Origin of the sequence: Faecalibacterium sp. AF28-13AC, from assembly GCF_003478405.1 — a bacterium.
Taxonomy (GTDB): domain Bacteria; phylum Bacillota; class Clostridia; order Oscillospirales; family Ruminococcaceae; genus Faecalibacterium; species Faecalibacterium prausnitzii_E.
Window position 1 is genome coordinate 1 of record NZ_QUFG01000006.1, and the last position, 26305, is coordinate 26305.

At 59.5% G+C, this 26305-nt stretch carries 23 protein-coding genes and 1 other annotated feature; of the genes, 19 read left to right on the forward strand and 4 right to left on the reverse strand.

Annotation, left to right across the window (positions count from 1 at the left end; genetic code table 11):
• Window positions 1–360 precede the first annotated feature (360 nt).
• The 7 genes from DWY95_RS09570 to DWY95_RS09600 all read left to right on the forward strand — a co-directional run bounded on the left by DWY95_RS09570 (window position 361) and on the right by DWY95_RS09600 (window position 3701).
• Window positions 361–744 (forward strand): hypothetical protein, encoded by a 384-nt coding sequence (locus DWY95_RS09570; protein ID WP_118553350.1) that lies wholly within the window; start codon window positions 361–363, stop codon window positions 742–744.
• Between the two features lie 245 nt (window positions 745–989).
• Window positions 990–1496, forward strand: coding sequence for a hypothetical protein (locus DWY95_RS09575; protein ID WP_147365964.1), 507 nt, complete (start codon window positions 990–992; stop codon window positions 1494–1496).
• Between the two features lie 14 nt (window positions 1497–1510).
• A complete protein-coding gene (locus tag DWY95_RS09580) occupies window positions 1511–1756 on the forward strand; it encodes a hypothetical protein (RefSeq protein ID WP_005943479.1) in 246 nt (81 codons plus the stop codon).
• 380 nt (window positions 1757–2136) lie between these two features.
• Entirely contained in the window at window positions 2137–2571 is a 435-nt protein-coding gene (locus DWY95_RS09585; RefSeq protein WP_118553519.1) for a cytidine deaminase, read from the forward strand.
• A 155-nt stretch (window positions 2572–2726) separates the two neighbouring features.
• Window positions 2727–2930, forward strand: a complete 204-nt coding sequence (locus DWY95_RS09590; protein WP_118553351.1) for a hypothetical protein — start codon at window positions 2727–2729, stop codon at window positions 2928–2930.
• A 19-nt stretch (window positions 2931–2949) separates the two neighbouring features.
• Entirely contained in the window at window positions 2950–3195 is a 246-nt protein-coding gene (locus DWY95_RS09595) for a hypothetical protein (protein WP_118553352.1), read from the forward strand.
• Between the two features lie 257 nt (window positions 3196–3452).
• The gene (locus DWY95_RS09600; protein ID WP_097770686.1) at window positions 3453–3701 is read left to right on the forward strand and encodes a hypothetical protein; all 249 of its coding nucleotides are present in this window, start codon (window positions 3453–3455) and stop codon (window positions 3699–3701) included.
• A gap of 160 nt (window positions 3702–3861) precedes the next feature.
• Here the strand turns inward: DWY95_RS09600 and DWY95_RS09605 are convergent, their stop codons facing one another.
• Together DWY95_RS09605 and DWY95_RS09610 are read right to left on the reverse strand one after the other, a co-directional pair.
• The gene (locus tag DWY95_RS09605; RefSeq protein WP_243082698.1) at window positions 3862–6297 is read right to left on the reverse strand and encodes a homocysteine S-methyltransferase family protein; all 2436 of its coding nucleotides are present in this window, start codon (window positions 6295–6297) and stop codon (window positions 3862–3864) included.
• Entirely contained in the window at window positions 6284–6973 is a 690-nt protein-coding gene (locus DWY95_RS09610; protein ID WP_118553353.1) for a vitamin B12 dependent-methionine synthase activation domain-containing protein, read from the reverse strand. Before DWY95_RS09610 ends, DWY95_RS09605 begins: the two co-directional genes overlap by 14 nt.
• A gap of 451 nt (window positions 6974–7424) precedes the next feature.
• Here DWY95_RS09610 and DWY95_RS09615 point away from each other — a divergent pair, with 451 nt between their 5' ends.
• The 8 genes from DWY95_RS09615 (at window position 7425) to ilvA (ending at window position 18214) form a co-directional block, all read left to right on the forward strand.
• A complete protein-coding gene (locus DWY95_RS09615) occupies window positions 7425–8714 on the forward strand; it encodes an O-acetylhomoserine aminocarboxypropyltransferase/cysteine synthase family protein (RefSeq protein WP_118553354.1) in 1290 nt (429 codons plus the stop codon).
• Window positions 8715–8954: 240 nt separating this feature from the next.
• On the forward strand, window positions 8955–10775 hold the full coding sequence (gene ftsH, locus DWY95_RS09620) for an ATP-dependent zinc metalloprotease FtsH (RefSeq protein ID WP_097791410.1): 1821 nt from the start codon (window positions 8955–8957) through the stop codon (window positions 10773–10775).
• Between the two features lie 95 nt (window positions 10776–10870).
• Window positions 10871–11638 (forward strand): transcriptional regulator, IclR family protein, encoded by a 768-nt coding sequence (locus tag DWY95_RS09625; RefSeq protein ID WP_243082700.1) that lies wholly within the window; start codon window positions 10871–10873, stop codon window positions 11636–11638.
• 137 nt (window positions 11639–11775) lie between these two features.
• Window positions 11776–12034: a binding site (T-box leader), on the forward strand.
• Window positions 12035–12195: 161 nt separating this feature from the next.
• Window positions 12196–13848, forward strand: a complete 1653-nt coding sequence (locus DWY95_RS09630; RefSeq protein ID WP_118553355.1) for a 2-isopropylmalate synthase — start codon at window positions 12196–12198, stop codon at window positions 13846–13848.
• A gap of 76 nt (window positions 13849–13924) precedes the next feature.
• Window positions 13925–15184, forward strand: a complete 1260-nt coding sequence (leuC, locus tag DWY95_RS09635) for a 3-isopropylmalate dehydratase large subunit (protein WP_118553356.1) — start codon at window positions 13925–13927, stop codon at window positions 15182–15184.
• Between the two features lie 15 nt (window positions 15185–15199).
• Entirely contained in the window at window positions 15200–15685 is a 486-nt protein-coding gene (leuD, locus tag DWY95_RS09640; protein ID WP_097791413.1) for a 3-isopropylmalate dehydratase small subunit, read from the forward strand.
• An 88-nt stretch (window positions 15686–15773) separates the two neighbouring features.
• Window positions 15774–16847 carry a 3-isopropylmalate dehydrogenase gene (leuB, locus tag DWY95_RS09645; protein ID WP_097791414.1) on the forward strand — a complete coding sequence of 358 codons (1074 nt, stop codon included), beginning with the start codon at window positions 15774–15776 and terminating at the stop codon, window positions 16845–16847.
• 161 nt (window positions 16848–17008) lie between these two features.
• Entirely contained in the window at window positions 17009–18214 is a 1206-nt protein-coding gene (gene ilvA / locus DWY95_RS09650) for a threonine ammonia-lyase (RefSeq protein WP_097791415.1), read from the forward strand.
• A gap of 52 nt (window positions 18215–18266) precedes the next feature.
• On the opposite strand, the gene DWY95_RS09655 is transcribed toward ilvA, so the two are convergent.
• Window positions 18267–19484, reverse strand: a complete 1218-nt coding sequence (locus tag DWY95_RS09655; RefSeq protein ID WP_097791416.1) for an ATP-binding protein — start codon at window positions 19482–19484, stop codon at window positions 18267–18269.
• 251 nt (window positions 19485–19735) lie between these two features.
• On the opposite strand from DWY95_RS09655, the gene ilvB reads away from it, so the two are divergent.
• From ilvB to ilvD, 4 genes are all read left to right on the forward strand, one after another.
• Entirely contained in the window at window positions 19736–21400 is a 1665-nt protein-coding gene (gene ilvB / locus DWY95_RS09660; RefSeq protein ID WP_118553357.1) for a biosynthetic-type acetolactate synthase large subunit, read from the forward strand.
• A 13-nt stretch (window positions 21401–21413) separates the two neighbouring features.
• Complete coding sequence (gene ilvN, locus DWY95_RS09665) at window positions 21414–21974, forward strand: acetolactate synthase small subunit (RefSeq protein ID WP_097791418.1); 561 nt, start codon at window positions 21414–21416, stop codon at window positions 21972–21974.
• A 112-nt stretch (window positions 21975–22086) separates the two neighbouring features.
• Entirely contained in the window at window positions 22087–23106 is a 1020-nt protein-coding gene (ilvC, locus tag DWY95_RS09670) for a ketol-acid reductoisomerase (protein ID WP_097791419.1), read from the forward strand.
• 282 nt (window positions 23107–23388) lie between these two features.
• Entirely contained in the window at window positions 23389–25047 is a 1659-nt protein-coding gene (ilvD, locus tag DWY95_RS09675; protein WP_118553358.1) for a dihydroxy-acid dehydratase, read from the forward strand.
• Window positions 25048–25162: 115 nt separating this feature from the next.
• Here ilvD and DWY95_RS09680 read toward each other — a convergent pair whose 3' ends face one another.
• On the reverse strand, window positions 25163–26305 hold the full coding sequence (locus tag DWY95_RS09680; protein ID WP_118553359.1) for a glycoside hydrolase family 88 protein: 1143 nt from the start codon (window positions 26303–26305) through the stop codon (window positions 25163–25165).

Sequence of the window (26305 nt, forward strand, 5' to 3'; positions counted from 1 at the left end):
TTTGTTTACAGGAAGTTCTGAGAAGGCACTACTCGGAACAGTGGACAGGAACGAGTAAAAGCAGGGCATCACCATGAAGGTGGTGCCCTGCCTTTTGCTTTGCATCAAGTTCGCAGTCTGAGAACTTGATACTGTCTATCCCCCTATCCTGTGCGTTTCGGGTCAATCGCTGCGTACGTCCGTACACAGTCCGTACGCACGTACGCAGGAAAAAGGGCAGGGTCTGATATATAACAGTAGTCTTTTATTGTGTAATATGATATACTCAAGTCAACATGACAATTGTGAACGAGCGCAATTTCAAATGGACATCAATCGTATTTTAAGTGAACGAGCTATCTAAAAAAGGAGGTATTTGCTATGAAAAAAGCATCGAACATTTGGGTTCGCAGAGGTCTTTTGCTTCACCGTTTGCATGGACAGGAATTGGCATTAGCTCTCCTATTAAAGCAAAAACCGATGTCTGCTCCACAAATTTACTCGTCTCTTTTGGAAAAAGAAATACGCTTTGACCGCAAGAAGATTGGAAAACTTTTGGCAGACCTTGAATGGTGGGGAGTTGTCTCTAACGATAGTGGTGTATATAGCTGCCAATGTGCTGTGCTGGATAACTGTCAAGAGAGCTATAACGAGAGCCAGTTGATTGATTTGATTGGGTTGACTCAAAACACTGTGAATGGCAAATCTTTTTATAGTTCTATGCCTCCGATGAGCGTCAGTTCTCGTGGACCCAGTGGTGCATAATTGTGTGATTTCCAAATAGTAAGAAACAGGGTTTGGGGCAGGCACGCCCCAACAAGAGCACTTCAAAAACGCGGGAGCGTTGCAGAAGTGCAGTCCCGGATGGGCAAGAATTTTTCAAGAATTGAAAATTTGTGGCCACGGGACGATTCTTGCTCTCACACTTTCACTCTCTTTGCGATTTTCTTTCTTGAAAGTCTATCGTTCTTTCGTTATAATAAAACTGAAAGAAGGTGGGCATTATGACTTTGCAATATTTTGTCACAGCATCCGATACGGGCAATAGGATTCCGATTGAGGTTGACAAGTCAACTCCCGCTGACCTTGCTGCAACCAAAGAAAGCTGGCAAACCGACTGGACAAGTGAGTTCATCGGTGACCCCGCACTGGAAAAGTACACGGCTAAAACCGAAAACGGCGAAATCGTAGCATTGGGTGCTTACCGCGAAACAGAATCCAGCATGTTCGTTTATATTGAGTACATCGAAAGCCACCCGGAGAGCAACCCAACGCTGACCATTCAAAAAAAATATCTGGGCATCGGGCGTATGATGATCGCGTTCGGCATCCAGCTTTCCATTGATTCCGGTAAAAACGGCGTCGTCACTTTTGAAGCTAAGACGGATGAACTTGCAAAACATTATATCCGGGATTTTGGCGCGATCCGGGTCTTTGCCAAACAATCCGGCGGGCCGATCATGCTGATGCTTGCCGACAATGCGGCGCTTTCGCTCTTCAATACGTATCTTTCCTGAAAGGTGGTGCTCCCATGGATATTGAAGTCAAACGAATGTCCCCTACTGCTATTGAAATGCTTGACCAACTCAGCGCAGTCTGCAAACGGTTCGGCGTTGATTACTATGCAGCTTCCCAAAATCAGCGTGATCTGCTGGACAGCATTGCCCTGCACGAATATCAACTGAAAAAAGCACACGAGCAAGGGCTGAAGCGTTCCGAAGTGCCTCCGTTTCTCGGTTTGAAGCGCTCTGACCGCAGCAACGATATGCCTGCCTAAAGGTTCGACTGCTGCTGACAATGCTCCACCAAACGAAAGCCTCTAACGAAAGTTAGGGGCTTTTTTATTGCGTCTGCCACTGTCTCACGTCAGAGCAGGACGGTACAGGACTCGAACAGGGCGGCTCTGACGACGCCAGTCGGCAGAGTAAGCAATCAGCCCAGTTGGGCTGTTGCTTAGCCCGCGGTTTCTGGACCCCTAGGAACGTCTACCAAGAAAGCACCGCCTGCCGGAGTATCTTCCCCGCCAGCGCAAGTCCGAGCGGTCGCACAATAGTAAAGGAAGGGTATCACTATGGTAGTGGTATCCTGCCTTTTGCTATTCTTCATAGAGTATGGTATACTCAGCTCAACAATTCAGAAGTTGGCATGGTGATTTATATGAGAAACTATGAAATCGAAAACGAAATGTACCGCAGGGCGGTAGAACTGATTGAAACACGGTATCCTGTCGGTTGGGGTGGTGCTGGTGTCGTGCATACATCGAATGGAAGTTATTACACAAGTGTCAGCATTGAGACTGCTAACGCATCTGCTGTTTTGTGCATTGAGACAGGTGCAATGCTTGAAGCACATAAATTCAATGAAAAGGTAACGCATTGCATGTGTCTTGTCCGTAAAGATGAGAAATCCCCCTATCAGATATTGTCTCCGTGCGGTATTTGCCAGGAGAGATTAAGATACTGGGGTGAAGATGTGCAGGTAGCAGTTACCACAGAAGAAGAAAAAATCAAATTCGTACAGCTGAAAGAATTGCAGCCCTATCATTGGACAAAAGCATACCCCGCTGAAGAACTTGAACATTGGAACGAATAAGTTCGCCGCACATCCTCATCGCATCGGGGAACTGCCCATGAGCCTATCGTGTCCGGAAAGGAAGCGTTGCAGTCTACATCGCCTACATCGAGAGTCAGCCAGAAAGCAACCCGACTCTGACGGAACACAAGAAGTATTCGGGAATCGGCAAAGCTATGATTGCATTCGGCATACAGCTTTCGATTGACGCAAGCTGCAATGGCGTCGTGGTGTTTGAAGCAAAGACCGATGATCTGGAACAGCACTATATCCGTGATTTTGGTGCAAGGCCGGTCGCTTCTCTGTATCCGGATGGCCCGAAAACCTTTATGATTGCAGATGAAGCCGCGAAAAACATCTTTTCTTCTTACCTTTTCTGAAATTGAAGGAGGAAGCCGTATGAAAGAATATAGCAAAGATTTGGATATTGTCTTTTCCCCAATGTCCGATGAAACGATGTCGTGGCTGGACGAATTGTTTTCAACCTGCAAACGCTTCGGTGTGGATTATTACAATGCTTCCGAAAAAGACCGTGTCTTTGTGGAAGCTGTCGCTCGAAAGAACTATGGTTTGAAACAGGCATCTGCCACCGGAAAAGCCGCTTCTGCTGTAGAACCGTTCTTTGGGATTCACCGGGCTGTATAAGGCTTTCGGGTTCGAGTGCTATGGACACTATAAAACAGGCAGGGTATCACCAAGCGGTGGTATCCTGCCTTTTGCTTTGCATCCCCCTATATTGCGCTTTTCAGGTCAATCGCTGCGTACGTCCGTACATGACCGGTACGCACGTACGCAGGAAAATGGCAAAATTCCACTATATCGGGGTGTTCTTTCATGGGGGGGAGTGTGGTATACTCGGCTTAGTTCAACAAATCGGGAGTTATATGTGGAGGAGGATTATTATGAATACAGTTAGAATGATTTTATGTGGAAATGTTGAAGATAGCAGAATGAATCCAAGTGAAAAGGTAGGAGTAGTATCAGTGGTTTTTGTTTCTACAGAGGAGGAAAAAATTAGGAATAAACTTAAAAAATTGCAAGATAAAAATCCTGAAAAATTTTATATGGAATACGTTACTCCATTAGATGTTGACTTAACAAGTTTAGAGCACTATCCATCGATTGAAATATCAAAAAATGATTTACAATAACAACTTCCAGTTTGCCGTACTCGTTCCCAGCAGGGTTTGGGGCAGGCACGCCCCAACAAGAAGCATCCGCCTTGCGTCCGTAGTCATTTTGTGATACGGTAGTGAACACTATGAAAGGGACTGCTGCACTGGCTTTTCGCCTTGTGCAGCAGCCCCTTTTTTAGACCCCGAAAAATTCCTTGGCGATATCGGCGCTGCGTTTGGCGTCCTTCGCGTACCAGTCGGCGCCGATCTTTTCGGCGTATTCCGGCGTCAGGACGGCACCGCCGACCATGATCTTGCAGTCCAGTTTGGCTGCATGGAGGGCCGCAATGGTCTCTTCCATGCTCTTGAGGGTGGTCGTCATCAGGGCGGACAGGCCGACCAGATGCACGTTCTTCTCCCGGACGGTGTTCACGACCGTCTCCACCGGCACGTCGCGGCCCAAGTCGATGACCTCAAAGCCGTAGTTTTCGAGGATGACCTTCACGATGTTCTTGCCGATGTCGTGGACGTCCCCCTTGACCGTGGCGATGACGATGCGGCCCTTGCTCTCACTGGTGCCGCCCTTTTTGGCAATGGCCGTCTTGATCTCCTCAAAGGCGCTCTGGGCGGCGCTGGCCGCCTGCAGCAGCTGCGGCAGATAGAGGGTGCCCTTCTCGTACTTGTTGCCCACGATGTCCAGCGCCGGGATGAGGGCTTCGTCCACCAGTTCCAATGCTTCCTTCGTTTCCAGCAGGACGCGGGTCTGGGCGGCGGCTTCGCCCTTCAGGCCCTTTTCCACCGCCTTGATGAGAGGCGCATAGGGGCCGGAGACTTCCGCCGCATCGCCGGGCTGCGCGCCCTGCGCTGCCACGGCGTTCTGGTTCGCCTGCGCCAGCGCCGTGGAGGCAGGCACCCGGTTCGCATACCGCTCAATGTACCGGGTGCTCTGGGGGTCCCGGTTGGTTAGAACGTTGTAGGCGTAGACCGCCGCCATCATCTCCTCGCTGGACGGGTTCATGATGGCGAGGTCCAGCCCCGCATACATGGCCATCGTGAGAAAGGTCGTGTTCAGGTAGGTGCGGCAGGGCAGGCCGAAGCTGATGTTCGACACGCCCAGGATGGTCCGGACGCCGAGTTCCGTCTTGCAGGTGTGCAGGGCCTCCACCGTGGCGAGGACATCCTTCTGCTGGGCGCTGGCCGTCAGGGTCAGGCAGTCGATGTAAAGATCCTCCTGCGGGATGCCCGCTGCCAGCGCCGCTTCCTTGATGCGGCGGGCGATGGCCACACGGTCTTCCGCTCCGGGCTGGATGCCCTTTTTGTCAATGGCCAGACCGACGACGGCGGCACCGTACTTTTTGCAGAGGGGCAGCACCTTTTCCAGCACTTCCGGCTCGCCGTTCACCGAGTTGACGATGGGCTTGCCGTTGTAGACCCGCAGACCGCGTTCCAGTGCATCGGCGTGGGAGGAATCCAGCTGCAGCGGCAGGCTGACCACGCTTTGCAGGGCCTTGACCACCTGTTCCATCAACGCGGGCTCGTCCACACCGGGCGCACCCACATTGACGTCCAGGATCTGCGCCCCGGCCTCGGCCTGGCTGACCGCCTGTTCGAGGATGTAGTTCATATCCCGTTCGCGCAGGGCCTGCTGGAACCGCTTTTTGCCGGTGGGGTTGATCCGCTCGCCCACCACGGTGATGCCGTCCACGTTGACACAGCTGACCGGGGAGCAGATGACCGACTGCATGGGGTGGTCGGGCCGGCCGGGCTGGCAGTCTGCAAACACACCGTTCAGCAGCCGGATGAACTCCGGCGTCGTGCCGCAGCAGCCGCCTGCCGCAAAGAGGTGCAGTTCCCGGTAGGGCTTCATCTGCATGGCGTAGAGCTGCGGGGTGATGTCATAGCCGGAGCCGTCGGCGCGGGGCAGGCCCGCGTTGGGCTTGACGAAGACCGGGAAGCTGCCGGGCACGGCCTCGGCCAGCCGCTTTGCCATCGGGAAGATCTCCCTGGGGCCAAGCGAACAGTTGATGCCGATGGCATCCGCTCCCAGACCACGTGCCGTGGCCGCAAAGCTCTCGACCGTGCAGCCGGTGAAAGTGCGCCCGCCCGCCTCAAAACTCATGCTGGCGAGGATGGGCAGAGTGCTGTTCTCTTTGGCGGCCAGCAGAGCAGCCTTCAGCTCGTACAGGTCGGTGAAGGTCTCAAAGAAGATGAGGTCCGCCCCGGCGGCAGCGCCCGCCCGGACGATGCGGCCAAACTCGGCCACGGCATCTTCAAAGGTCAGTGTACCGTTGGGCTCCAGCAGTTCGCCCAGCGGGCCGACGTCCAGCGCCGCCAACGCGCCGTAGGGCGCACAGGCCCGCTTGCAGTTCGCAATGCCCGCCGCGATGACCTCTTCCAGCGTGTATGCGCTGCCCGCCAGCTTGTGGGCTGACGCGCCGAAGGTGTTTGCATTGATGATGCGGCTGCCTGCGGCGGCATACTGCGCATGGATGCCCTCGATGAGGGCCGGGTCGGTCAGGTTCAGCTCCTCCGGGCGGGCACCCAGCTTCAGGCCGGCCGCCTGCAGCATGGTGCCCATGCCGCCGTCCAGCAGGATGGTATTCGGTTGGGCAAACAGTTCATTCACTTGCACAGGTGATCCCCCTCTTTCGATATTCGCAGCGGGTGCGCAGCACACAGTGGCCGCACCCTGCCAGATGCCCCCGGACCGGATGGTCGCTGACGCCCAGCAGCGCCGTGACGCTCTTACGGGGCGTCATCAGGTTGCTGTCCGTCACGCAGAGGCCCGCCCGGCGGGCGGTGTCCAGTGCTGCGGCCACCAGCGGCTGCACCGTGATGGGCCAGTCGCCGTAGCCGGGCGAATAGCGGCCTGTCAGATACCTTCCCTGCCCTGCGGCCCACTGGCGCAGCTCCGCCTCAGCGGCATCTGCCATCTGCTCGGCCAATGCCGAGCCCAGCGCATCCGACGCCACCCCGGCCGCGATGTCCCCCACCCCGGCCCGGCGGATCTGCGCGTCCACACCGGGGCCGAGGGTCACGGCCAGCAAAACGGCATGGCTGCAGCCGGTCAGGTGGCGGAAGACGTCCTCCCCCAGCAGAAGCCCGGCCTCGGCAAGGCTCTGCACATCCCCTTCCAGCCAGACGGCGCGGGGTGTGGCCGCCGCCAGAATGGGCACGGCACATCGTTCTAATAAAGAAGCCGTCGCTTCATCCGCCGGGCCACGCTGGCCAAAATACCGCGCGGCCTGCTGCAGATCAATGGCGTCCGGCTTTTCCAGCACGAGCGGACAACTTGGCCCGATGGACATCCCGGCTCCCCTCCTTCATAAGACAAAAGAATAGATTCAGTATACAACACGAAGGGCAGACGGTCAACCAAAAATGCCGCTCTGCGCCGCTGCAAAAAATTTTGAAGATTCTTCCATAAACCTATTGACAATCTAGGTAAATGGGGATATAATGCAACCATCCAATCCACCAACTTGGTGGGAAATTCAGAGAAAGGAGGGCACCACGATGTCGCTGATTTGGAAAAACCTGCTTCATGCAAACTTCCGTTGTGGGCGAATGTACACAGACCGGGCAGAATTCTGGACGAACTGCTGTGCTTTGCCCTCCGCCGGACGAATGTGTCCGTGCCGGTAAAGCCCCAAAACACGTCAGGATCTTCTTGCCCGGTGCGCTGTCTTGAGACCGCAGCGACCGGGATTTTTTGTAGATAAAAATAATACTATCTGTACAAAGAGAGAGGCAATCAACATGTCTGACTATAAATTCGAGACCCTTCAGCTGCACGTTGGCCAGGAGCAGGCCGATCCCGCCACCGATTCCCGCGCCGTGCCCATCTACCAGACCACGTCCTATGTCTTCCGCAACAGCCAGCACGCCGCCGACCGCTTCGGTCTGGCTGACGCAGGCAACATCTATGGCCGCCTGACCAACTCCACCCAGGACGTCTTCGAGAAGCGCATCGCCGCGCTGGAAGGCGGCGTGGCTGCGCTGGCCACCGCTTCCGGTGCTGCCGCCATCAGCTACACCATCGAGGCTCTGGCACAGGCCGGTGACCACATCGTGGCCCAGAAGACCATCTACGGCGGCAGTTACAACCTGCTGGAGCACACCCTGACCCAGTTCGGCATCACCACCACCTTCGTGAACGCCCACGACCTGGCCGAGGTGGAGAACGCCATCCAGCCCAACACCAAGGCCGTCTATCTGGAGACCTTGGGCAACCCCAACAGCGACATCCCCGACATCGACGCCATCGCAGCCATCGCCCACAAGCATGGCCTGCCGCTGGTCATTGATAACACCTTTGGCACCCCGTATCTGATCCGCCCCATCGAGCACGGCGCAGACATCGTGGTCCACTCCGCCACCAAGTTCATCGGCGGCCACGGCACCACGCTGGGCGGCATCATCGTGGACAGCGGCAACTTCGACTGGAAAGCCAGCGGCCGTTATCCCAACATCGCCGCCCCCAACCCCAGCTACCACGGCGTCTCCTTTGCCGATGCCGCCGGCCCCGCCGCCTTCGTCACCTACATCCGCGCCATCCTGCTGCGCGATACCGGTGCCACCATCTCTCCGTTCAACGCATTCCTGCTGCTGCAGGGCACCGAGACTTTGAGCCTGCGCATCGAGCGCCACGTCGAGAACACCAAGAAGGTCGTTGCGTTCCTGGCCAACCATCCCCAGGTCGAGAAGGTCAACCATCCTTCCCTGCCCGATCACCCCGACCACGCGCTGTATCAGAAGTATTTTCCCAACGGCGGTGCCTCCATCTTTACCTTTCATATCAAGGGCGGCCGCGAGGAGGCCTTCCAGTTCATCGACAACCTGAAGATCTTCTCCCTGCTGGCCAACGTGGCCGACGTGAAGAGCCTGGTCATCCACCCGGCTTCCACCACCCACAGCCAGCTGAACGACGCCGAACTGGCCGAGCAGCAGATCTACCAGAACACCATCCGCCTGTCCATCGGCACCGAGCACATCGACGACATCCTCGCCGACCTCGAAGCCGGTTTTGCAGCCGTCCGCGGCGAGTGACTCGCCCCTGTTTGCCTGCTCGTGCGATCGAACTCCCCCATTCTCCGAATCCACTCTCCTTTTCTCCTAAAATGTGTGTGTGAACGAAAGGGCTTCTGCTCCCCGTGGGGCGGAGGCCTTTTGTTCTGCACCTTTTGTGAACAAACCGCGAAGTTTTTGCAAAAAGGCGCTGGAAACGCTGGAACTGAACTTCGGTTGTGGTATCATAACAGCAGAGACCCTGAAAAAAGGAGGATCATCATGAAAGAAGTCAAAACGCCGAAAAAGCCGCTGGCCATCTATTACACCGTCGTGCTGCTGGTGCTTCTGCTCCTCAACCTCGTTCTGGTGCCGTGGATGAGCGAGCGCCAGGTCAAAGAGGTGGATTACGGCACCTTTATGAGCATGACCGAAGAAAAGAACATTGGCCGTGTGGACATTGAGAGCAACCAGATCATCTTTACCGACAAAGACGAGACTCAGGTCTACCGGACCGGCCTGATGAACGACCCCAGCCTCACCGAGCGCCTGTATGACGCCGGGGCTGCGTTTTCCAGCGAGATCGTGGAGCAGACCTCGCCCATCCTCAGCTTTTTGCTCTGGTTCGTGCTGCCCATCGTCCTCTTCACCGCGCTGGGCAACTTTATGAACAAAAAGCTCATGGAAAAGATGGGCGGCCCCAACTCGATGATGTTCGGCGGCATGGGAAAATCCAATGCCAAGGTCTACGTCCAGTCCACCGAGGGCATCCATTTTGCGGATGTGGCCGGTGAGGACGAAGCCAAGGAGAACCTGCAGGAGGTCGTCAACTACCTGCACGACCCCAGCAAATACAAGGACATCGGCGCCCAGATGCCCAAGGGCATCCTGCTCGTCGGCCCTCCGGGCACCGGCAAGACCATGCTGGCCAAGGCGGTGGCCGGTGAATCCAACGTGCCCTTCTTCTCCATGTCCGGCTCCGAATTTGTGGAGATGTTCGTGGGCATGGGCGCTTCTAAGGTGCGCGACCTGTTCAAACAGGCCAAGGAGAAAGCCCCCTGCATCGTCTTCATTGACGAGATCGACGCCATCGGCCAGAAGCGCAACAGCGGCCAGTACGGCGGCAACGATGAGCGCGAACAGACCCTGAACCAGCTGCTCACCGAGATGGACGGCTTTGAGGGCAACAACGGCGTCATCATTCTGGCAGCCACCAACCGCCCGGAGTCTCTGGACCCGGCTCTGACCCGCCCCGGCCGCTTTGACCGCCGCGTTCCCGTCGAGCTGCCCGACCTGAAGGGCCGCGAGGAGATTTTGAAAGTCCACGCGAAAAAGATCGCGCTGGCTCCCGGCGTTGATTTCAGCGTCGTGGCCCGGATGGCCTCCGGTGCGTCCGGTGCCGAGCTGGCCAACATCGTCAACGAGGCTGCGCTGCGGGCCGTCCGCGCGGGCCGCAAGAGCGTGACCCAGGCCGACCTCGAAGAGAGCATCGAAGTGGTCATTGCAGGCTACCAGAAGAAGAATTCCATCCTCACCGACAAGGAAAAGTGCATCGTGGCCTACCACGAGATCGGCCACGCGCTGGTCGCCGCCAAGCAGACCCACTCCGCGCCGGTGCAGAAGATCACCATCATCCCCCGCACCTCCGGCGCACTGGGCTTTACCATGCAGGTGGAAGAGGGCAACCACTACCTGATGGATAAGACCGAGCTGGAAAACAAGATCGCCACCCTGACCGGCGGCCGCGCTGCCGAGGAGGTCGCATTCGGTTCCATCACCACCGGTGCTTCCAACGACATTGAACAGGCCACCAAGCTGGCCCGCGCCATGCTCACCCGCTACGGCATGAGCGACGAGTTCGACATGGTGGCGCTGGAGACCGTGAACAATCAGTATCTGGGCGGCGACACCTCGCTGGCCTGCTCGGCCCAGACCCAGCGCGAGATCGACCAGAAGGTCGTGGAGCTGGTCAGGGCCCAGCACCAGAAGGCCATCCAGATCCTGACCGACAACCGCCAGAAGCTGGACGAGCTGGCCAAGTACCTCTACCAGAAAGAGACCATCACCGGCGATGAATTCATGGAGATTCTGGAGCGGGAATAATATTTTTTCCAGCGATGCTGCAATAATCCGTTTCTCCGGTTCGTATACAAGGCAGAACGGGCCGAACGAGCCCCTGAATCAGGAGGATATGATCCATGAAGATTTTGAATACGAAATTTGGCCGTCAGGCCATCGCCGCCGCCCTCATCCTGTCCGCCATGGCGTCCATGAGCCTCGGTGCGTTTGCCGCTGAGCCTTCCGCCGAAACGGCCGCAGACGAGGCTGTTGTAGCAGGCTATCTGCCCCCGCAGGACGAGAGCATCATGACCCAGGGCGACATCGCCCTGCACAGCAGCGATGCACAGACTACTGCCGAGCGTGACCCGAACTACGGCGGCTACGCCGCCCCGGTGGAAGACCCCATTCAGGGCAACGTCATGATGATCGCCGAGACCGGTGATGCGCAGACTTCGGAGTCGACCATTGCCTCTAACCCGGCCTATTCGGCCAGATACACCGTCAAGGGCCTGCTGGGCAAGCAGGTGCTCTATACCGCCTCGGTGAAGGATCAGGTCCTGACCCTCTCCGTCCCGGAGGATGTCGCCACCTTCCGCGCCACCGTCGGTGAGATGCGCAAGCTGATGGACAACGGGGTGCGCACCGTGGTCCTGACGACCAACAAGGCCTCCACCACCCTGAACCTGTCCCTGCTGTGCGAGGGCCAGCGCGACACCACCAAGGTCACCCTGCGCCACATCGGCAGTTCTGCCGTCCTCCATGTCGGCCTGCGCTGCCGCCGCGACCTGCTCGTCGGCCGCGACTCGAACTACGGCGGCTACGCTTCCCCGGTGGAAAATCCCATCCAGGGCAACGTCATGATGATCGATGAGACCGGCGACGCACAGACTTCCGCTGGCCGCTGACCGGTTCCGGTGCATCGAAGAATGAAACCTGCCCGGAATTTTCCGTCGAAAGTTGAATTTTCTTCATTCTGCATCTGAATCAAACTGCTTGACAGAGGCAGACCGGTCTGGTAAAATAAGCTCACTTTGAAACAAGCGCAAATGCGTTGACGGGGAAAAAACGAAGTGTTTTCTGCTTGCAGAGAGCCGCTGGGTGGTGCAAGGCGGTGCGGGAAGCTTCGGTTACTGGCCCCTGAGCGGCAGGGCTGAAACCACAGTAGGCCCTGACGGATGCCCACCGTTACCGGGGCAGCGATTCGCCGCCAAAAGCCGATCGTGTGAGTGGCTGGTCTTGCCAGCAAAGAGAGTGGTACCACGGGTGCCCTGTGACAAAACTTACAGGCTCTCGTCTCTCAGAGGATTTCGTCCTTTGAGAGACGGGAGCCTTTTTTCGTTTGAGCAGACGCTCCGTTGTACAACCTCTCCGGTTTCGCCAACGAGATGGAGAGGTTGTACAACGACGAGCCAGAACGATTTTGAACAAGTGCAGGAAGGAAAAAGCCAGGAGGACAACGAATATGATGGACGCTACCAAGTACGCACCGGGGTATTACCCCGTACCGGCCGGTTACGACAGCTGGGTCAAAAAAGATCACATTGAACAGGCACCTGCATGGTGCAGCGTGGACCTGCGCGACGGCAACCAGGCACTGATCGTGCCCATGAGCCTGGAAGAGAAGCTGGAGTTCTTCCAGATGCTGGTCCGGATCGGCTTCAAGGAGATCGAGGTCGGCTTCCCTGCCGCCAGCGAGACCGAGTACGAGTTCCTGCGCACCCTCATCGAGAAGGATATGATCCCCGACGATGTCACCGTGCAGGTGCTGACCCAGTGCCGCGACCACATCATCCGCCGCACCTTCGAGGCCGTCAAGGGCGCGCCCCGCGCGGTCATCCACTTCTACAACTCCACCTCCGTGGCCCAGCGTGAGCAGGTGTTCCATAAGAGCAAGGAAGAGATCAAGAAGATCGCCACCGACGGTGCCCGGCTGGTCAAGCAGCTCAGTCAGGAGTACGAGGGCAATTTCCTGTTCGAGTACAGCCCGGAGAGCTTCACCGGCACCGAGGTCGATTATGCCGTCGAGGTCTGCAACGCCGTGCTGGACATCATGGAGCCGACGCCCGACCGTCCGATGATCATCAACCTGCCCGTCACCGTTGAGATGAGCATGCCGCACGTCTACGCAAACCAGATCGAATACTGCGACAAGCACCTCAAGCACCGCGACAGCGTCATCATCTCCACCCACCCCCACAACGACCGCGGCACCGGCGTAGCCTGCGCCGAGCTGGCCGTGCTGGCTGGTGCACAGCGCGTGGAGTGCTGCCTGTTCGGCAACGGCGAGCGCACCGGCAACGTCGATGCCGTCACTCTGGCCATGAACATGTACAGCCACGGCGTGGACCCCAAACTCGATTTCTCCAACATGCCGGACATCTGCGCCACCTATGAGCGTGTGACCCGGATGCACATCTACGAGCGCACCCCCTATGCGGGCCAGCTGGTCTTTGCGGCCTTCTCCGGCAGCCATCAGGACGCCATCGCCAAGGGCATGGCCTACCGCAAGGAGCACGGCGAACACCGCTGGACCTGCCCCTACATTCCCATCGACCCGCACGACATCGGCCGCACCTACGACGCCGACGTCATCCGCATCAACAGCCAGAGCGGCAAGGGCGGCATCGGCTTTGTGCTGGAGCAGAACTACGGCTACAACCTGCCCCCCAAGATGCGCGAAGACCTGGGCTACAAGGTCAAGAATGTCTCCGACCACAGCCACAAGGAGCTGAGCGCTTCCGAAGTGCTCCGCATCTTCGAGGAGAGCTTCCTCAATAAAAACAAGCCGCTCTCGGTCATCGAGGCACACTTCGCTCAGGTGGACGGCATCACCGCGACCGTCACGCTGGAGCGGAACGGCCAGCGCAAGGTCGTCACCTCGGTGGGCAACGGCCGCCTGGACGCCGTGGCCAACGCCATCCAGAGCGCGACCGGGATGGACTTCCACCTCGAAGCCTACTCCGAACACAGCCTGGACGAAGGCTCCACCTCCCGTGCCGCCTCCTATGTCGGCCTGGCCTGGGGCGATGGCAGCATGACCTGGGGTGCCGGCACTGACACCGACATCATCGTCGCCGGCATCAAGGCGCTGGTGAGTGCGATCAACAGTAAATAAAAGGCCTTGCCCTCTCAGTCTGCTTCGCAGACTGAGAGGGCAAACAGCAGATATCATATAAAAGGAGAGTACCACCATGGGAATGACCCTGACACAGAAGATTTTAGCCGCACATGCCGGTCTGGCCGAGGTCAAGGCAGGCCAGCTCATCAACGCAAAGCTGGATCTCGTGCTGGGCAACGACATCACCACCCCCGTTGCCATCAACGAGTTCGAGAAGGCAGGCTTTGACGGCGTATTCGACAAAGAGCACATTGCCATCGTGCTGGACCACTTCGTCCCCAACAAGGATATCAAGAGCGCCACCCAGTCCAAGCAGTGCCGTGAGTTCGCCAACAAATACGACATCCTCAATTTCTACGATGTCGGTCAGATGGGCATTGAACACGCCCTCCTGCCCGAAAAAGGCATCGTGACCGCCGGTGACTGCGTCATCGGTGCCGACAGCCACACCTGCACCTACGGTGCGCTGGGTGCCTTCTCCACCGGCGTTGGCTCCACCGACATGGCTGCGGGCATGGCCACCGGCATGGCATGGTTCAAGGTGCCTGCCGCCATCCGGTTCGTGCTCAAGGGCAAGTTCGGCCCCCGCGTCTCCGGCAAAGACCTCATCCTCCACATCATCGGTCAGATCGGCGTGGACGGCGCGCTGTACAAGTCCATGGAGTTCACCGGCCCCGGCGTGGCTTCCCTGACCATGGACGACCGCCTGTGCGTCTGCAACATGGCCATCGAGGCCGGTGCCAAGAACGGCATCTTCCCCGTGGACGAGACCACCAGAGCCTACCTCAAGGGCCGCAGCCAGCGCGAGCCGGTCTTCTACGAGGCCGACCCGGATGCCGTGTACGAGCAGACCATCGAGATCGACCTTTCCCAGCTCGAACCCACCGTCAGCTACCCCCATCTGCCGGAGAACACCCACCCCGCCGCCGAGGGCAAAACGATCAAAATTGACCAGGTCGTCATTGGCAGCTGCACCAACGGCCGTCTGGAAGACATGGAAGCCGCCTACAACATCCTCAAGGGCCGACACATCGCCAAGGGGGTGCGCGGCATCATCATCCCCGCCACCATGGCCGTTTACAAGGAGTGCATCCTGCGCGGCTGGACCACTGCCTTCATTGATGCGGGCTGCATCGTCTCCACCCCCACCTGCGGCCCCTGCCTGGGCGGCTACATGGGCATTCTGGCCGAGGGCGAACGCTGCATCTCCACCACCAACCGCAACTTCGTGGGCCGCATGGGCCATGTGAAGAGCGAGGTCTATCTGGCATCCCCGGCCACCGCCGCCGCCAGCGCCCTCACCGGCTATATCACCGACCCCCGCACGGTCTAAGAGAGGAGAAACACCATGAACAACGCAAACGGCTCCGTTTTCAAATACCCGGACAATGTGGATACCGACGTCATCATCCCGGCCCGCTACCTGAACACCCCCGACGCCAAAGAGCTGGCCGCCCACTGCATGGAGGACATCGACAAGGACTTCGTGCACAATGTCCACGCGGGCGACATCATGGTCGGCGGCTGGAATTTCGGCTGCGGCTCCTCCCGTGAGCACGCCCCGCTGGCCATCAAGACCGCCGGCATCTCGGTGGTCATCGCCAAGAGCTTTGCCCGCATCTTCTACCGCAACAGCATCAACATCGGCCTGCCTATCATGGAGTGCCCTGAAGCCGCCGACGCCATCGCCGCAGGCGACGAGGTCCATGTGGACTTCGACACCGGCGTCATCACCGACAAGACCACCGGCCAGACCTTCCAGGCCGAACCCTTCCCGCCCTTTATCCAGAAGATCATCGCCGACGGCGGCCTGATGAAATCGCTGACGAAGTGACCCTCTCAGGCACTTCGTGCCAGCTCCCCCTTCGGGAGAGCTGTCGAGCAAAGCGAGACTGAGAGGGATCAGCCGAAAGGAGAACTCAATGGAAAAAAACATTGCTGTCATCTGGGGCGACTGCTCCAGCCCGGAGATCGTGAAGCAGACGCTCCGCGTCCTCGATCAAGTGGCCGAGAAGTACGGCCACACCTTCCACTACACCGATGCTGCCATGGGCGGCGAGGCCATCGACAAATACGGCGACCCGCTCCCCCAGCACGAGCTGGACAAGTGCCTGGCTGCGGACAGCGTCCTGCTGGGTGCCGTGGGCGGCCCCAAGTGGGAGGGCCTGCCCGGTGAGCAGCGCCCCGAAAAGGGCCTGCTCCGCCTGCGCGCCGGGATGGGGCTGTACGCCAACAACCGCCCGGCCAAGATCTGGCCCCAGCTGGCCCCGGCCAGCCCCTTGAAGCCGGAGATCGTGGCCCAGGGCATCGACTTTCTCATCGTGCGGGAGCTCATCGGCGGCGTGTACTTCGGCGCACACGAGACCCACACCCTCGAAAACGGCGAGAAGCAGGCCATCGACTCCATGCCCTACGCAGAGCACGAGATCGAGCGCATCGGCCGCATCGGCTTCGAGACGGCCCGAAAGCGCCGCAAGAAGCTCTGCTGCGTGGACAAGGCCAACGTGCTGGACACCAGCCGCCTCTGGCGCTCGGTCATGCACCGGCTGCAGGCCGAATATCCGGACGTCGCGTACAGTGAGATGTTCGTGGACAACTGCGCCATGCAGATCGTCAAGAACCCCGCGCAGTTCGACGTCATCGTCACCGAGAACATGTTCGGCGACATCCTTTCCGACGAGGCTTCGATGATCACCGGCTCCATCGGCATGATCCCTTCCTCCTCGCTGGGCGACGGCACCCGCGGCCTGTATGAGCCCATCCACGGCTCCGCCCCCGATATTGCCGGCAAGGACATCGTCAACCCCACCGCCTGCATCCTCTCCGCCGCCATGATGCTGCGTTACTCCTTCGGTCTGGCCGAGGAAGCGGACGCCATCGAGAACGCGGTGAGCAAGGTGCTGGACAAGGGCATCCGCACCGCTGACAACATGAGCGACGGCTGCACCTGTGTCGGCTGCTCCGGCATGGGCGACGCCATTCTGGCCGAGATCTGAACCTCTGCAAAAAGCGCCGCCGCGCGGCGTCGCTTTTTGCAGTTCCTGGCGCTTCGTCACCCCAGCCGGTCAAATCGTGAAATCCTTTCATTTGACAAAAGACTTTTGGTATCCTATACTTTATTGCATCACATTTATGGAACAAAGGATAGGAACGAACGATGTTGACTCTGGATAAAGTTTACCATGCCGCTTTCGTACTCAAGGATGTTGCCCGCAAGACCGACCTCATCGAGGCCCCCAAGCTCTCCAAGGACTGCCAGCTCTACCTGAAGACCGAGAACCTGCAGGCCACCGGCAGCTTCAAGGTGCGCGGTGCCTATTATAAGATCAGCCAGCTCTCCAAAGAGGAGAGCGAAAAGGGCGTCATCGCCTGCTCGGCAGGCAACCACGCCCAGGGCGTGGCGCTGGCCGCGACCCGCCGGGGCATCAAAAGCATCGTCTGTATGCCGGACGGTGCGCCCATCATGAAGGTGGAGAACACCAAGAGCCTGGGCGCGGAGGTCTGCCTCGTGCCCGGCACCTACGACGACGCCCACGACAAGGCCGTCGAGCTGCAGGCCGAGACCGGCATGACCTTCATCCACCCCTACGACGACGAACAGGTTATCGCGGGTCAGGGCACCATCGGTCTGGAGATCTTGGACCAGCTGCCCGACGTGGATGCGGTCATCGTGCCTGTGGGCGGCGGCGGCCTCATCTCCGGCGTGGCCTTTGCCATCAAGAGCCTCAAGCCGGACGTCAAGGTCTACGGCGTTCAGGCCGAGGGTGCCCCCAGCATGTACCGCTCCCTCCACGAGCACAAATACCAGACCCTCTCCGCTGCCTCCACCTTCGCGGACGGCATCCAGGTCAAGACCCCCGGTGAGCTGACTTACCAGCTCTGTGAGGAGTATGTGGACGACATCGTGACCGTGACCGAGGATGAAACGGCAGCCGCCATCCTCTCCCTGATGGAGAACCAGAAGCTCGTCGCCGAGGGGGCCGGTGCAGTGCCCGTGGCAGCCGCCCTCTTCCACAAGCTGCCCATCGAGGGCAAAAAGGTCGTCTGCGTCATCTCCGGCGGCAACATCGACGTGAACATCCTCAACCGCGTCATCACCCGCGGTCTGGTTATGAGCGGCCGCAAAGCCAACCTGACCATCGCACTGGAGGACAAGCCCGGCCAGCTCAAGAAGGTGGCCGAGATCGTCTCCCGCTGCGGCAGCAACGTCGTCTCCGTCCTGCACGATGGCTCCGACCCCAACATGCCCATCTCCAGCTGCTTCCTCAAGCTGGCATTGGAGACCCGCGACCATGCGCAGATCGAGCAGATCCGCACGGAGCTGACCAAGGCCGGTTTCCAGCTCGTCGCCGAGCGCGTTTGATTTTATTGCAAAAAGGCAGTGCCCGCATGGGCACTGCCTTTCTTGCTTGTTCTTACTTCTGTACGCCGCTCTCGCACTGCTCGATGAACTGCTTGGCCACGCGGGGGCTGCGGCCACCGGCGCGGATGGCGAACGCCTCGGCCTTGACGAGGAGCTGGTCCATCGGCATCCGGATGTCGTGCTGTCTGGCCAGCTCGGTGAGGATGGCCTCAAAGCGGGCCTTTTCGGGCCGCTGGAAGGTCACGGTGAGGCCGAAGCGGGCCGACAGGCTCATCAGCTCCTGCCGGGTGTCGGCCTCGTGGATGTCATCACCGGTGCGGTCGGTCATGGTCTCCTTGATGAGGTGGCGGCGGTTGGAGGTCGCATAGACTGCAATGTTTCTGGCCCGGCCGCCCACGCTGCCTTCGAGGATGGCCTTGAGGGCTGCGAAGTTGTCGTCGTTAGCGGTGAAGCTCAGGTCGTCGATGAAGAAGATGAACTTGAGCGGGTTCGCCGCCAGCTTGTCCATCAGGTCTGGGATCTGATAGAGCTGGTTCTTCTTGACCTCCACCAGACGCAGGCCGTCGGGCGCGAACTCATTGGCGATGGCCTTGACCGCGCTCGATTTGCCGGTGCCCGCGTCACCGTACAGCAGGACGTTGTTGGCCGGCATCCCGGCCAGCAGAGCTTTGGTGTTGGCGATGACCTTTTCCCGCTCGCCCTCGTAACCGGGCAGTTCGGACAGGCGCTGGGGGTCCGGGTACTTGACCGGCACCAGACGCCCGTTCTCCACCGTGAAGACATGGTGTTTGGCAAACATGCCGTAACCCTTTTTCCCGGCCTCCTGCATCCGCTGGGCGTAAGCCGCTGCCAGGTCGATGTCCTTCGTCTCCCACCGGGGCAGGAAGGCCAGTTCTGGCCGCTGGGCCTGTTCGGAATAAGCCGTCTGGAACAGCTCATCCAGCGTCAGGCGGCAAAGCTCCTGCAAAAAGCTCAGTTCACTGTCCAGTGCCTTTTGCATCACCGGCGCGATGCCGCCCGCCGCAGCCTGCCGCACACAGACCGTCTCGGTCTCCAGCACCGCATTGGCAAGATACTCGCCCAGATTGGTGGTCTGCTCAAACAAAGCTGCCTCAAAGGCCGCCACGGCGTCGCACACCGGGCCCATGCTGCGGGTGCCCGCTTCCATCCGGTCGGTCAGGTCCAATAATTTGGCCACCACCGGGTCTTCCAGCAGGGCGCGGAAGATCACAAGCCCGTGCAGCCGGGCGTTCCATTCACGAAGTTTCATAGCCTTTTCCCTCTTACATTTAACGAATGTACCAAAATTATACCGCTGTTGCAGGCTCAGTGCAACCCTGTGTTTAATTATCTTCATCTTTCGAGTGATTCACTTTACAAAACATTGTTTGACATCTGACCGATTTATAGTATAATTGACCCAACGTTCCACTGAGGATGTAGGATGCGAAATTTGACGTATCTGAGGGAATTTTGAAAGTGTAGAGTTGGAAAAGAGACAGGAAACAGGAGAGACAAGACATGCAGTTGAATGGTTCGCAGATTTTTGTTGAGGTGCTCTGCGAGCAGGGGGTGGATACCATCTTCGGTTACCCCGGCGGCGCAGTGCTGAACCTTTACGATGAGCTGTACAAGAACGCCGACCGCATCACCCATGTGCTGACCGCCCACGAGCAGGGCGCCTCCCATGCGGCAGACGGTTATGCCCGCGCCACCGGCCGTACCGGCGTGGTGCTGGCCACCAGCGGGCCGGGTGCCACCAACCTCGTCACCGGCATTGCCACGGCCTACATGGACTCGGTGCCCATGGTCGCCTTCACCGGCAACGTCGCCACGGCGAGCCTTGGCACGGACAGCTTTCAGGAAGCCTACATCGAGGGCATCACGATGCCCATCACCAAGCACAATTTCACCGTACGCAGGGTCGAAGACCTGGCCGATACCATGCGGGCCGCGTTCCGCATTGCGCAGAGCGGCCGCAAAGGCCCCGTCCTCGTGGACATTCCCAAGGATGTGACCGCTGCGGTCTGCGAGTTCACCCCCAAGCAGCCGGAAAAGATCCGCACCGTGACCACGTACAACGAAGAACAGGTCAAGTGGGCCGCCGACCTCATCAATGCGGCCAAGCGGCCTCTGGTCTACTTTGGCGGCGGTGTGCGGAGCGCAGCCTCCTGCCAGCCCCTGCGGGACCTCATCCACAAAGCGGAGATCCCCGCCACCTACACCCTGATGGCGGCAGGCGTCGTGCCCTACGGCGACCCGATGAACATCGGCATGGTGGGAATGCACGGCTGCTACACCTCCAACCGGGCCGTGGCCGATTGTGATGTCCTCATCGCGCTGGGCACCCGCTTCTCGGACCGTGTGGCCCTGAACCCCAAGACCTTTGCGAAAAATGCCACCATCATCCAGATCGACATCGACCCCAGCGAGCTGGGCAAGAACGTGGATGTGGATCTGGCCATCTCCGGCGATGCCGCCTACGTGCTGGGCGGGATGCTCCCCCTCATCCAGGAGGCAAAGCACCCGGAGTGGATGGCCATGATCCGCGAGTGGCAGGCGCAGGATTATCATCCCGTGTCCGACGCGTCCCGCCTGATGCCCCATCAGGTCATCGGCGAGGTGTGCAGCCAGTGCGGCCCGGAGGCTGTCTACGTCACCGACGTGGGCCAGCACCAGATGTGGGCGGCACAGTACATCCGCCACACCAAGAGCCGCGGCTTCATCACCAGCGGCGGCCTGGGCACCATGGGCTTCGGCTACGGTGCAGCCATCGGCGCACAGATGGCGCTGGGCCGCGACCAGCGGGTGGTCATGTTCACGGGCGACGGCTCCTTCCACATGAACCTCAACGAGGCCTGCACGGCGGTCAGCTACGAGCTGCCCATCATCACGGTCATCTTCAATAATCAGGTGCTGGGCATGGTCCGCCAGTGGCAGAGCGCGTTCTACGGCAAGCGCTACTCCCAGACCGACCCCCACCGCCACACCGACTTCGTCAAGCTGGCCGAGGGCTTTGGCCTGAAGGGATACCGCTGCCAGAATCTCGCCGAGTTCCAGTCCGCCTTTGCCGAAGCGATGAAGCGCAAAGGCCCCACCTGGATCGAGTGCATCATCGACAAGGACGAAAAGGTCCTGCCCATGATCCCCGGCGGCGGCGACATCAACGATATCATCATGAAGTAAGGAGGAACGCACCATGGAATCCAAACGCAGAGTCATCAGTCTGCTGGTGGACAACCAGAGCGGCGTTCTGGCCCGTGTGTCCAACCTGTTCTGCCGCCGCGGCTTCAACATCGACAGCCTGACCGTTTCCGCCACCAACGATCCCACCGTCAGCCGTATCACGGTCGCGGTGTCCGGCACCGAAAAGGAGCTGAACCAGCTCATTCTCCAGACCGAGCGGCTGGAAGTCACCCGCCAGGTCTTCGTGCTCAACCACGAGAACGCGCTGGAGCGGGAGCTGTTGCTGCTCAAGGTCGCCGCCGATGTCCACAACCGCGCGGAGCTGCGGGAGGTGGGCAGCATCTACAAGGCCAAGATCATCGACCTGTCCCCGGACAGCATGGTCTTTGAACTGATCGGCAAGCCCGAAAAGATCGACGCCTTCCTGAAGATGTTCGCGGATTACACCATCCTCGAACTGTGCCGCACCGGCGTCACCGCGCTGGAACGCGGCGGGATGCACCAGCACATACAGAAACCCCCGCAGGAAGTGCGCGACGCACAGCTGCCCCTGCCGGGAACGACGTGCCATTGACCTCTCCGTCTCGCCTTCGCATGGACGCAGAGGTTGTACGAAGACAGACCCACGAATTAAGCTGTTTGATTGAAACTCAATTTTATAGAAAAGCAAAAGGAGAACAACTACCATGGCCATCAAGAAATATTACGATTCCGACTGCAACCTCGGTGTGCTGGACGGCAAGACCGTCGCTGTCATCGGCTTCGGCAGCCAGGGCCACGCCCATTCCGAGAACCTGGCCGAGAGCGGCGTCAACGTCGTCGTCGGCCTGCGCAAAGGCTCTGCACACTGGGAGAAGGCTTCCGAGTTCGCCGCCACCCACGACAACTTCAAGGTCATGGAAGTCGAAGAGGCTGCCAAGGCTGGCGACGTCGTCATGATGCTGGTGCCCGATGAGCTGTGCGCCGACATCTACAACAAGCAGGTTGCACCCTACATGACCGAGGGCAAGGCTCTGGCCTTTGCACACGGCTTCAACATCCACTTCAAGACCATCACCGCACCCAAGAATGTGGACGTCATCATGATCGCCCCCAAGGGCCCCGGCCACATCGTCCGCCGCCTGTACACCGAGGGCGAGGGCTGCCCCTCTCTGATCTGCGTGGAGCAGGACTACACCGGCAAGGCCAAGGACATCGCTCTGGCTTACGCTTCCGGCATCGGTGCCGGCCGTGCAGGCATCCTGCAGACCACCTTCAAGGAGGAGACCGAGACCGACCTGTTCGGCGAGCAGGCCGTTCTGTGCGGCGGTGTCTCCGAGCTGATCCACGCCGGTTTCGATACGCTGGTCGAGGCTGGCTACGAGCCGGAGATGGCTTACTTCGAGACCTGCCACGAGATGAAGCTGATCGTTGACCTGATCAACGAGGGCGGCTTCTCCAAGATGCGCTACTCCATCTCCAACACCGCAGAGTATGGCGACTACCGCACCGGCAAGCGCCTGATCACCGCTGAGACCCGCAAGGAGATGAAGAAAGTCCTGACCGAGATCCAGGACGGCACCTTCGCCTCCGAGTTCCTGACCGAGATGAGCCCCAACGGCGGCCGCAAGGTCCACTTCCTGGCAAAGCGCCGCATGGAAGCCGAGCTGCCCATCGAAAAGGTCGGCGCAGAGCTGCGCAGCATGATGAGCTGGCTGAAGAAGTAAACCCTCTCAGGCGCTTCGCGCCAGCTCTCCCGAAGGGCGAGCCGCTGGCGTATCGGCAAAGTTCCTGCTGAACGATTTGAATTTCATTTTCCTATAAAGCGCCGGGCGCTGTTCTCTCACCCAGTAGCATCAAGTCTGCTGTTGTTGATAAGGAGAGCGGGGCCCGGCATTTTGTGATAAACACCCCTGGCTTGCCCGGCGTGCCAATGGCTCCCCCTTTGGGGGAGCTGGCAACGCCGTCAGGCGTTGACTGAGAGGGTTTCAGAAAAGAGAGAGGATAACATGAGAAGTGACAACGTGACCAAAGGCTCGGAGCGCGCCCCGAACCGCAGCCTGTTTTACGCCCTAGGCTACACCCCCGAAGAGCTGGAGCGCCCCCTCATCGGCGTGGTCAGCGCCTACAGCGAGATCGTGCCCGGCCACATGAATCTGGATAAAATCGCCGATGCGGTCAAGGCCGGTGTCGAGATGGCAGGCGGTACGCCCATCCTCATCCCGGCCATCGGCGTCTGCGATGGCATCGCCATGGGCCATGTGGGCATGAAGTATTCCCTCGCCTCCCGCGAGCTCATCTGCGACAGCGTCGAGACCATGCTCATGGCCCACCAGCTGGACGGCCTGGTCCTCGTGCCCAACTGCGACAAGATCGTGCCCGGCATGGTCATGGCTGCCGTCCGCATGGATGTGCCCGCCGTGGTCTGCTCCGGCGGCCCGATGCTGGCCGGCACCTACGGCGGCGAAGAGGTCAGCCTCTCCAAGATGTTCGAGGCCGTGGGCGCTTACAAGGCCGGTATGATCACCGATGCGCAGCTGGAAGACTGCACCTGCAACTGCTGCCCCAGCTGTGGAAGCTGCTCCGGCATGTACACCGCCAACAGCATGAACTGCCTGTGCGAGGCCATCGGCATCGCCCTGCCCGGCAACGGCACCATCCCGGCGGTCTACTCCAAGCGTCTGCAATTGGCAAAACACGCCGGTATGGCCATCATGGAGATGGTCAACAAGGGCATCACCGCCCGCCAGATCATCAACGAGCGCTCCATCCGCAACGCGCTCACCTGTGATATGGCGCTGGGCTGCTCCACCAACACCGTGCTGCACCTGCTGGCCATCGCCTACGAGGCCGGGGTCCCCATCGACCTGAAGCTCTTCAACGAGATCAGCGCCAAGACCCCGAACCTCTGCCATCTGGCCCCCGCCGGCCCGACCCACATGCCCGACCTCTACGCCGCAGGCGGCATCCCCGCCGTGCAGGCCGAGCTGGCCAAGAAGGGCCTGCTGGATCTGGATGTTCCCACCGTCACCGGCAAAACGCTGGGCGAGAACATCCAGGGTGCCCACATCCTGAACGATAAGGCCATCCGCCCCATCGAGAACCCCTACTCCCCCACCGGCGGCCTGCAGATCCTGTGGGGCAACATCGCACCGGACGGCTGCGTGGTCAAGCGCAGCGCCGTCGCCCCGGAGATGCAGGAGCACTCCGGCCCGGCCCGCGTCTTCAACAGCGAGGAGACCGCCATTGCGGCCATCTACGCAGGCCAGATCGTGCCCGGCGATGTGGTGGTCATCCGCTACGAAGGCCCCAAGGGCGGCCCCGGTATGCGTGAGATGCTGAACCCGACTTCCGCACTGGCCGGCATGAAGCTGGACAAGACCGTCGCCCTCATCACCGATGGCCGCTTCTCCGGCGCTTCCCGCGGTGCCGCCATCGGCCATGTCAGCCCCGAAGCTGCTTCCGGCGGCCCCATCGGCCTCATCGAGGAGGGCGATACCATCCACATTGATATCCCCAACGCCAGCATCACGCTGGAGGTTTCCGACGACGTGCTGGCCGAACGCAAAGCCCGGTATGTCGCACCTGAACCCAACATCAAGACCGGCTGGCTCAGCCGCTATGCCCGCATGGTCACGAGTGCAAACCTCGGTGCGGTGCTCAAGTAAACAGCCTTTTCCCAGAGGAACTGCCCCGCGCAGTTCCTCTTTTTTGCGCCCGGAAAACGCATTGGGGCCGGGAAAAGCTCCCGGCCCCAATGCAGTTTCTATTTGGTTCGTGTGCTCAGCGGGCGATCATTTCGGTGTAGGCCAGCACGAGCGGGCCGACGCCCTTGGCATCGTTGCAGACGACAGGCTCACTGAAATAGTAAGCGAGGGAGCCGTCGCGGTGGTCCTTGCCGCCGAGACCGGCCACCAGGCAGATGCCATCCAGCTGCAGGCTGCCGTCCGGATTCTTGGACAGGTACTTGTCGCAGGTGCCGTAGAAGGCCTTCTCGGCCCAGGCAGCCATCCGCTTGGGCAGCAGGCCCAGACGGACGCCCTTGAGCACCGCGTAGGCGAACAGGGCCGTACCGCTGGTCTCCAGATAGTTGCCCTCGACGCCGGGGTGGTCCATGACCTGCCAGAACATGCCGGTCTCCTCATCCTGGAACTTGTGCACGTCCTCGATGGTCTGCTTCAGCATGGCCTGGATGCCACGGTACTCGTTGTACAGCTGCTCGTCCATCCGTTCCAGCACATCCACCATGGCCACCATGAACCAGCCCATGGCCCGCAGCCAGAAGTTGGGGCTGCAGCCGGTCTCCGGGTCGGCCCAGTACATCGCACGGCTCTCATCGTAGCCGTGGTAGTACAGACCGGTCTTCGGGTCGCGCATGTGCCTGCAGATGTTCATGAACTGCTTGTAGCTGTCGATGCAGCCCTGCATCTTGTTGAAGCGGGTCTCGTACTCCATGTAGAAGGGCTGGGCCATGTAGGTGCCGTCCAGCCAGACCTGCCAGGGGTAGATGTCCTTATGCCAGAAGTTGCCCTCTTTGGTGCGGGGCTGGGTCTCCAGCTGGCTCCGGATGAGGTCGATGGCCTTGCGGTATTTTTCCTCGCCGTAAAGATCGTACAGAACAAACAGGTTTTTGCCCTGGTTCACGTTGTCAAGGTTGTATTCCTTGGGGTCATAGGTCTGGATGGAGCCGTCCGGCTGGACGAAATAGTCGATGAACTGCTTGGAGAAGTCCAGATACTTCTTGTCGCCGGTGGTGTGGTAGAGGCTCAGGCAGGCCGTGATCATGCAGCCGTCGATGTAGTTCCACTTGTTGGGCTTGCCGCTGCGGACTTTCTCGATGTTCCACATCGGGGCTTCGGCGCTGGAATTGGCGATCAGGTAGTCCACGTAGTCGCCCAGCATGGACAGGATCTCTTCATGGGTCAT

Bases quoted from the DNA above. Each gene is read 5' to 3' on its own strand.
- DWY95_RS09570 (WP_118553350.1), top strand. From the start codon at position 361: ATGAAAAAAGCATCGAACATTTGGGTTCGCAGAGGTCTTTTGCTTCAC.
- leuD (WP_097791413.1), top strand. From the start codon at position 15,200: ATGAACAACGCAAACGGCTCCGTTTTCAAATACCCGGACAATGTGGAT.
- DWY95_RS09655 (WP_097791416.1), bottom strand. From the start codon at position 19,484: ATGAAACTTCGTGAATGGAACGCCCGGCTGCACGGGCTTGTGATCTTC.
- ftsH (WP_097791410.1), top strand. From the start codon at position 8,955: ATGAAAGAAGTCAAAACGCCGAAAAAGCCGCTGGCCATCTATTACACC.
- ilvN (WP_097791418.1), top strand. From the start codon at position 21,414: ATGGAATCCAAACGCAGAGTCATCAGTCTGCTGGTGGACAACCAGAGC.
- DWY95_RS09610 (WP_118553353.1), bottom strand. From the start codon at position 6,973: ATGTCCATCGGGCCAAGTTGTCCGCTCGTGCTGGAAAAGCCGGACGCC.
- leuB (WP_097791414.1), top strand. From the start codon at position 15,774: ATGGAAAAAAACATTGCTGTCATCTGGGGCGACTGCTCCAGCCCGGAG.
- leuC (WP_118553356.1), top strand. From the start codon at position 13,925: ATGGGAATGACCCTGACACAGAAGATTTTAGCCGCACATGCCGGTCTG.
- DWY95_RS09585 (WP_118553519.1), top strand. From the start codon at position 2,137: ATGAGAAACTATGAAATCGAAAACGAAATGTACCGCAGGGCGGTAGAA.
- DWY95_RS09630 (WP_118553355.1), top strand. From the start codon at position 12,196: ATGATGGACGCTACCAAGTACGCACCGGGGTATTACCCCGTACCGGCC.
- DWY95_RS09680 (WP_118553359.1), bottom strand. From the start codon at position 26,305: ATGACCCATGAAGAGATCCTGTCCATGCTGGGCGACTACGTGGACTAC.
- ilvB (WP_118553357.1), top strand. From the start codon at position 19,736: ATGCAGTTGAATGGTTCGCAGATTTTTGTTGAGGTGCTCTGCGAGCAG.
- DWY95_RS09600 (WP_097770686.1), top strand. From the start codon at position 3,453: ATGAATACAGTTAGAATGATTTTATGTGGAAATGTTGAAGATAGCAGA.
- ilvD (WP_118553358.1), top strand. From the start codon at position 23,389: ATGAGAAGTGACAACGTGACCAAAGGCTCGGAGCGCGCCCCGAACCGC.
- ilvC (WP_097791419.1), top strand. From the start codon at position 22,087: ATGGCCATCAAGAAATATTACGATTCCGACTGCAACCTCGGTGTGCTG.
- DWY95_RS09595 (WP_118553352.1), top strand. From the start codon at position 2,950: ATGAAAGAATATAGCAAAGATTTGGATATTGTCTTTTCCCCAATGTCC.
- ilvA (WP_097791415.1), top strand. From the start codon at position 17,009: ATGTTGACTCTGGATAAAGTTTACCATGCCGCTTTCGTACTCAAGGAT.
- DWY95_RS09625 (WP_243082700.1), top strand. From the start codon at position 10,871: ATGAAGATTTTGAATACGAAATTTGGCCGTCAGGCCATCGCCGCCGCC.
- DWY95_RS09590 (WP_118553351.1), top strand. From the start codon at position 2,727: ATGATTGCATTCGGCATACAGCTTTCGATTGACGCAAGCTGCAATGGC.
- DWY95_RS09580 (WP_005943479.1), top strand. From the start codon at position 1,511: ATGGATATTGAAGTCAAACGAATGTCCCCTACTGCTATTGAAATGCTT.
- DWY95_RS09615 (WP_118553354.1), top strand. From the start codon at position 7,425: ATGTCTGACTATAAATTCGAGACCCTTCAGCTGCACGTTGGCCAGGAG.